Annotated in this window: 4 protein-coding genes; all 4 read right to left on the bottom strand. The window is 67.4% G+C overall.

The features are described 5' to 3' along the window. A partial coding sequence (mobF, locus tag ON23_RS28735; protein ID WP_167331909.1) for a MobF family relaxase occupies positions 1–1857 on the bottom strand: 1857 nt, incomplete at its 3' end. A 557-nt stretch (positions 1858–2414) separates the two neighbouring features. Next, positions 2415–3857 (bottom strand): hypothetical protein, encoded by a 1443-nt coding sequence (locus ON23_RS28730; RefSeq protein WP_039782110.1) that lies wholly within the window; start codon positions 3855–3857, stop codon positions 2415–2417. Between the two features lie 405 nt (positions 3858–4262). After that, positions 4263–4820, bottom strand: a complete 558-nt coding sequence (locus ON23_RS28725; protein WP_039782109.1) for a single-stranded DNA-binding protein — start codon at positions 4818–4820, stop codon at positions 4263–4265. Positions 4821–4897: 77 nt separating this feature from the next. Then, positions 4898–6420: ParB/RepB/Spo0J family partition protein (locus ON23_RS28720; RefSeq protein WP_143860623.1), on the bottom strand; the 1523-nt coding region annotated here is incomplete at its 5' end.

The following is a 6420-nucleotide window of genomic DNA, read 5'->3' as shown; positions in this document are numbered from 1 at the left end:
GCCGGCAGGGGCGGAGGCGACCGCGATGCGGGCGGGGGAGGTGGCGAAACTGGTGACCATCGCGGTCTGGCCGGCGTTGAGTTTCTTGCCTTGATGCGCGGGATCGGTGTTGTAGCCATCGATCGCGGCGGTCACGAAACTCTCATCGATCGTGCGTGCACCGGGCTGCACCGACAGCTCTGCAAGGCGGTATTCGATGTCGAGTTGGCGGGCGGAGGTGTAGGTCTGGATGCCGGAGCGGGTGTAGACGCTGGCGCCGTCGCGGCGCTGGAACGGCTCAGGAACGGTGGCGAGATCGGGTTCGGTGGCGATGTCCGGGTCCCCGCGCGCGAGGGAATTGCGGGGTGAGAGTGCTTCGGCGACAACGGTGTCGGTGACGGCTGCCCAGGTGTCGCGGTCGGTGATGGCACGGATGCGGCGTTCGGTTTCGGCGCGGATGTGGTGGTGCTGCCACACCGCCCGCTGTGCGGAGACCACCTCCACAACATGGCGGGCGATATCCGCGATGCGCTCCTGATCGACCACCGGGGAGGGTGGCGTGGCCCGGTTGATGCTGGTGGCGACGACTCGGTCCAGGAGGTTGTGGCTCCCGAGCACGGTGGTGGCTTCGGTGCGCCAGTCGCGGCGTTGCTCGGCCCACGACCGCGACAGGTGTTTGCCGGGCCGGGTCTGCAAGGTCGCGACCTGCGCGAGATTCCACATCTCCACCGGTGTGGGCTCGCGCCCGAGTTGCTGGTGGAAGTCGACGGTCAGCTCGCCCAACCGTGTTCGGATGGCAGCGTCGCGACGCGACCAGTACCGGATCAATACCAAGGGAATGCCGTCGATTTCGCGGATGGGGCGCTTGTTCGGGTTCGTGCCGGGACGTTCGGTGAATTTAACGCCGAGGTCGGCGCGGAGGTGGTGGTCGAGTCGGGTGTTGTAGATCTCGCTGACGGTCACGTTCAGCCGGTAGATCACCGCCGCGTCCAGGGTGCGCCACGTGCCATCGGCACCGCGTACGCGGTTGGCGATCAGGACGTGGGTGTGCAAATCCGGGTCGCCGCAGCGGGATTCGCGGTGGACGAAACGTGCTGCGATGATGCCGTCGACATCGAGTTGCCGCACCCCGTTGCGGCCGGCCCGGGTGAAGATCCCGTGGGATTGCAGCCAACCGAGTGCGTCGTCGACGGCGGCATCGTGGGCGCTGGCGACGCGCTCGGACACCTCGATAGGGGCGATGGCCCACAGCGCGGACACGCTTTTGACGGGAGAGAACGTGATGTCGAAGCCTGCGACCGCCGCGGACTTCGGGCGCGAAATCTTGGCGACGAACCCGGACAACTCACGGTCATCCAACGGGGGGCGCTCGTAGTGTTCGGTGAACATTTCCGTCGCGACGTCGGTGCGAATCCTTGCGCGAACTTCGTCGGTAATTGCCGCTCGGGCGTCGATTCCGGAAGCGATATTGTGTTCAGTGAACGCTTCGCCGCAGCGTTTGCGGAACTCGTTGTCGCCGGAATAGGTGCGATATGGGTTGCCCAATCGTGTCGCTCGCTCCGCTTTTTCCTTCGCGGTTTTGAGGCGGGTTCCCTTCGCGGTCTCGGAGGCGATGACGCGTGCGGCGATGGCTTCTGCATCGGGATGGCGGCCTTGCCCGAACAGTGCTCGCATCTGTGCTTCGGTGACTTCGTCGCCGGATGAGAGGTTCAGGGCGGCAAGTCCATTGCCCCACCACTGACCTGGTTGTTCCCCGTGGGCGGAGTAGTAGTCCGACAGGGTTCCGGGGCCGCGGTCGGTGGCATCGGCGGCGGCGACCTGGCGAAGGTAGTAGCGGTAGCTGTCGCCCGCGAGAATCTTATGCAGCGTCGCGGTCACCTCTCCATCACAAGCCCAACGCATCCAAAATTTCCAGGGCTGGAAGGGAGGTAGTTTGTATCAAATCGCGTCATTTCCCCACGATGTAAGGAAATTCTTAGATTCCGCGATGCATGAGGTCTGCTATGGGTGAGTGAGTGTGTGGAGGTGAGGGGTTATGGGGGAATGGGGGAATGGGGGAATGGGGGTTATGGGTGTGAGTGGAATATGTGGTGATGTGAGTGGGTGGGTGTGTGGGGGTGAGTGGGTGCGAGTGAATGTGGGGAATGGTGCTGGGGCCTGCGGGCTGGTTGTCGCACACCCCACGCTGACGCAAGCGAGCGCGGCTGCGCAGCGGTCGCGTGGCGCAGCCGGTCAGTCGCGCGGGCGCTGGTCGTCGCGCGGTGAGCGGGTGTCGGGGAAGGTCATGAGCGGGTGGCCAGACAGTGCAAGGCTCAGTCCGACGATGAAGATGATCAGGTCGTGCCCGTGAAACTCTCTGTGGGCCTGGGTGAGTGGTGGCCGGTCCGTCGCGGGAGGGGCGTCACCGCGACGGACCGGAGATCGGGTCGCCTGTGTCAGGCGGCGACAGTCTGGCGCGTGGGTGGGGTGACGAGGCCGAGCCAGACGCGGCATTCGGTGCAGAACCCGTCGTCGTGGATGGCGCGTATGCGGGTGCATCCCTCGCAGCGGGCCTGGCGTTGCCCGGCGCCGGTCATCGGGCCGCGACGGCGCGGTGTCGGAGGTTTCGCTTGTGCGGCATCGGTTTCGACGTCGGCCAGCGGATCGTTGGCGTTCTCGGTGTGTTCGGGCTGGAGGCTGAACTCGTCGATGATGCTGATCAGCCAGCGCGGCGCGCGGCGGCGTGTCTCCGCGAGCAGTGCCGGCGCGGCGCCCGGGTGGGTGGTGGTGAGGAACCGGCAGTAGGTGCGGGCGAGATCGGTGGCGGTGAAGCCGGTGGGGAGTTCGGGCAGGCGCGGGGTGCGGTCGTCACCACGGCAGTAGTCGCACAGCCCGTCGTCGCTGCGCCGCCGCCCGCTGTCGGAGTGGATGGGGTCCTGGTCGCGGGTGGAGCGTTCGATGAAGCAGGCGACGCAGCGCCACCCGGAGATCGGGGTCATGGCTTCGCGGGTGTAATCGACACTGTTGCCTTGGAACGGCACCTCGGGCCGCAGATCTCCGCGCACACCCGTGCGGGCCTCGGCGTAGGCGAGGGCATTGTCGTGCGAGATTCGTCGACTCGGCTCGGCGTTCGCGGCGTCGTGTGCGTGCTGGTCGGCGACGTGGTGCACGAACTCAAGATCCCATCGCGCCCGCACGTCCTCGTCGCTGCGTGGCTGCGCGCCTTGCACCCGCACTGCCGATGACGGGGTGGGTTCGGCGAGCAGGCCGAGGTCGCGGAACCGCTGCTCGCTGGCGCGGATACGGGCGAGCTCACCGGCCATGGTGTCGCGGTGCAGATTGTCGGCGACGTAGGCGGCGACGACATCGGGCTCGACCAACGCGGGGCGGCGCTTGCCGCGGGCACGGACGCGTGCGGTGATCTGTTCGGGTGTCATGCGCGACTTGTCGGTGGCCCGTGACGGGGCGAGGTAGACGCGGGCGGGCGGGTTGCGCCACAACCGGATGGAGGTGCGGTCGGTTTCGGCGGCGGTGAGTGGGGCGTAGTCGCGGAAGGCTTCGTCGTCGACGCTGCTGCCGTTGGCGCGGGCGCGCTGGTCCAGGATCGCGATCCGCTCGGCACGCTCCCGCACATGCAGGCCGGGGTCGGTGCCGGGCAGCAGCCGCGTCAGCAGCGCGCGTTTGGGTTCGTCGTAGCGGAACGCGGCGTCCAGGCGCAGCAGCGCGGTGCGGTACGGGTAGAGGGTGAAGGTGTCGACCATGTCGTCGAGGACTTCGCGCTCAGCCGGGGTGGCGTGGGTGAGTGCGGTGGTGAAGGTGCGGCGGGCGGCGCGGCGGTCGCCAGTGATGTTGTGGTCGAGTTCGGCGATGGCATCGAGGAAGGTACTGGTTTCGGTCACGAGAGTTCGTCCTGTCGTCAATCGAAGAGGGGCGAGCACCCGCTGGGACCGTCACGGCCCCGATCGAACATGCGGGTGTCGGGCCGGTCGTGGTGACCAGCCGAGGGCGCAAGAACCAGGGCGGGACACAACGCGCGGGTGAGGGCGGAACGCGCCGGGGCGTGCGCGGGCGAATTCCCGCGCACACCAACCGGAATGAAGGTGCGCGTGGGCCGGTGCGCCGGGGAATTCGTGCGCGCCGGGCGCGGGCCGTCACGCGCGGCGCGGAGCGGCCTGGTAGCCCTCGGATGGTTGGTCACCAACGGCCGGCCAGACGCCCGCCCGCACAACCCAACTCACCCCGTTCGGAACCAAGCGGTTCCGAACGGGTCAGCGGGCTTACAGGTGGGGTTGAAAGACAGTGCGTTAGAACGGGGGCGCGTCGTCGCCGAAACCTCCGGCGGCTTCGGCCATCGCTGGCTCCCGCCACGGATCCTCGCCGCCCGACGGGGAAGGTGCCGGCTGGTCGAACCCTGTGCTGGTGTCCGTGTCGGGGTTGCCGAACCCGTCGCGATGCGTGGTCACGGCGCGGCGGGTTCGTAGCCCGCCGGATGCGCTGGTGGAGGTGCGGGTGATGGTCGCGGTGGCGTAGCGCAGGGATGCGCCGACCTCGTCGACGTCGAGTTCGACGACGGTGCGTTTGTCGCCCTCTCTGGTGGTGAACGAGCGCTGCTTGAGTCGCCCAGTCACGATCACGCGCGCGCCCCGCGTGAGGGATTCGGCGAGATTCTCCGCTGCCTGGCGCCACAGGTTGCAACGCAGGAACAACGGATCGCCGTCCCTCCACTCACCGGCGTTGCGGTCGAAGTACCGCGGTGTCGAGGCGACGGTGAAGTTCGCGACCGCCGCCCCGGCGGGGGTGAACCGCAGCTCCGGCGAATCAGTCAGATTCCCTATGACAGTCAAGACCGTGTCACCGGCCATGGCTCCTCCTCAATCATCGGCACAAGATCGGATGAATACGGGACCGGCCCTGCCAGAGCGTGGCAGGAACGGTGGGGTTATTTGTCGATGGGGATGTCGTGGTAGTCGATGTCGCCGGCGGCGGCCTGCTCGACGTCCACCAACGCGAAATCGTCCTCAGGACCGGCGATGTCAGCGAGCAGGTGCAGATACCGGGTGGTGGTCTCGGACCGTGTTCGCCACAGGCTCTTATCCAAGGTGACTTCCCGGTTGGCCAGCACCATGCCCAGCGCGAGCACCCAGGCACGGTTAGTCGACGCGGACCCGATCACCTTCATCAGTTCCTCGGTCGACCAGCTGATGCCGAGCAGCTTGGTCACCAACTGCGACGCCCCCGGGGCCAGATTCCGCGCCAGGTACTCGGCGACGAAATGCGCGGCCTGGGTGGGCGGTTTGTTGCGCTTGAAGTACGTGGTGAGGAATTCCTCGCGCCGCTCGGCCGCGGCCACGCCCCGTTTGTTCAGCTCCCGTACCCGGCGGCGAGCCAACCGTGATTCCTCCCGCGCCGCCGCAGCGCCTTCGGTGGCGGCCAGCGCCTCCTGCGGGTCAGCGGCCGCCGGAACAGGCAGCCGTAGTCCGGTGGTGTCGAGTTGGTCGGCGGGCAGGTAGTAGGCCGGTATCCAGCGGTCGCGCCAGGCGAGCCCGTCGGCGCGGCGCAACCCGTCCCCGGGCTCGGCGTCGGGGCCGTGCTGGGTGTCCCAGTCGACGGTGTCGGGATCGACGAGCGCGCCCGTGGCCGTGTCGACCAGCTCACCGTTCTCCTCAACATCGACCCACACCACCCACCGCGCCGGATCCGCGTAGATATCGTCGTCGGTGACCGGCTCGCCGTCGGCGCGGACGAGGTCGCTGGCGGGCAGGTAACCGTCGTCGGCGCCGGGTTCGTCGGTGAGGATCCCGAATCCATAGGCGGCGTACGGCAGTGAGGCATGCAGACGTCGCCGGGTTTCCTCGCGGTCCGCGGCGATCGCCTTGGCCACATAGCCGAAGTTATAGCGGGAAGCGGAGGTCAGCTTCTCCACCGCGTCGGTGTCGCCGAGGTTGTCGTACTCGGCGATGACCGCGAGCTGATCGAGGCTGTACTGACCGTTGTCGGCGAGCTCGCGTCCGGCCGCTGACCGACCCACCGCGGCGAGCTTGCGCACATCGGCGCGCTTGGTCTGTTGCAGCCCTTTCGCCACTCGTGTCGGTGAGGCACCCAGATCCAGCATGAGCGCGACACCGGCGGCGTAGTCAGCCTGGGTCAACGGGATCCGGCGTTCGTTGAGATTGATCTGGGCCATCGTGCGGTCGATACGACGCTGCTTGGCATCGACGTCGGTGGGCGCGTCGGTGATCCACACCGGAACCCGGGAAACGCCAACGGCTTGAGCGATCAACACCCGCACCTGACCATCGATCACATACACCGCGCCGTCGGGCTCGCGCTCTGCCAGCACCGGTGCACCGACACCGAACTCACGGATCGAATCGGCCTGTTTCGGGTTCTCGGCGACATCGAAGTCTTTGCGCACATTCTCCGCGATGACCAACTCCCGCGGATCCATATACGCCGCAATCG

The sequence above is a fragment of the Nocardia cerradoensis NBRC 101014 genome, assembly GCF_000308535.1.
GTDB classification, from domain to species: domain Bacteria; phylum Actinomycetota; class Actinomycetes; order Mycobacteriales; family Mycobacteriaceae; genus Nocardia; species Nocardia cerradoensis.
The sequence above is the reverse complement of the archived record's forward strand: the minus strand, read 5'-3'. Positions and strand labels throughout refer to the sequence as shown.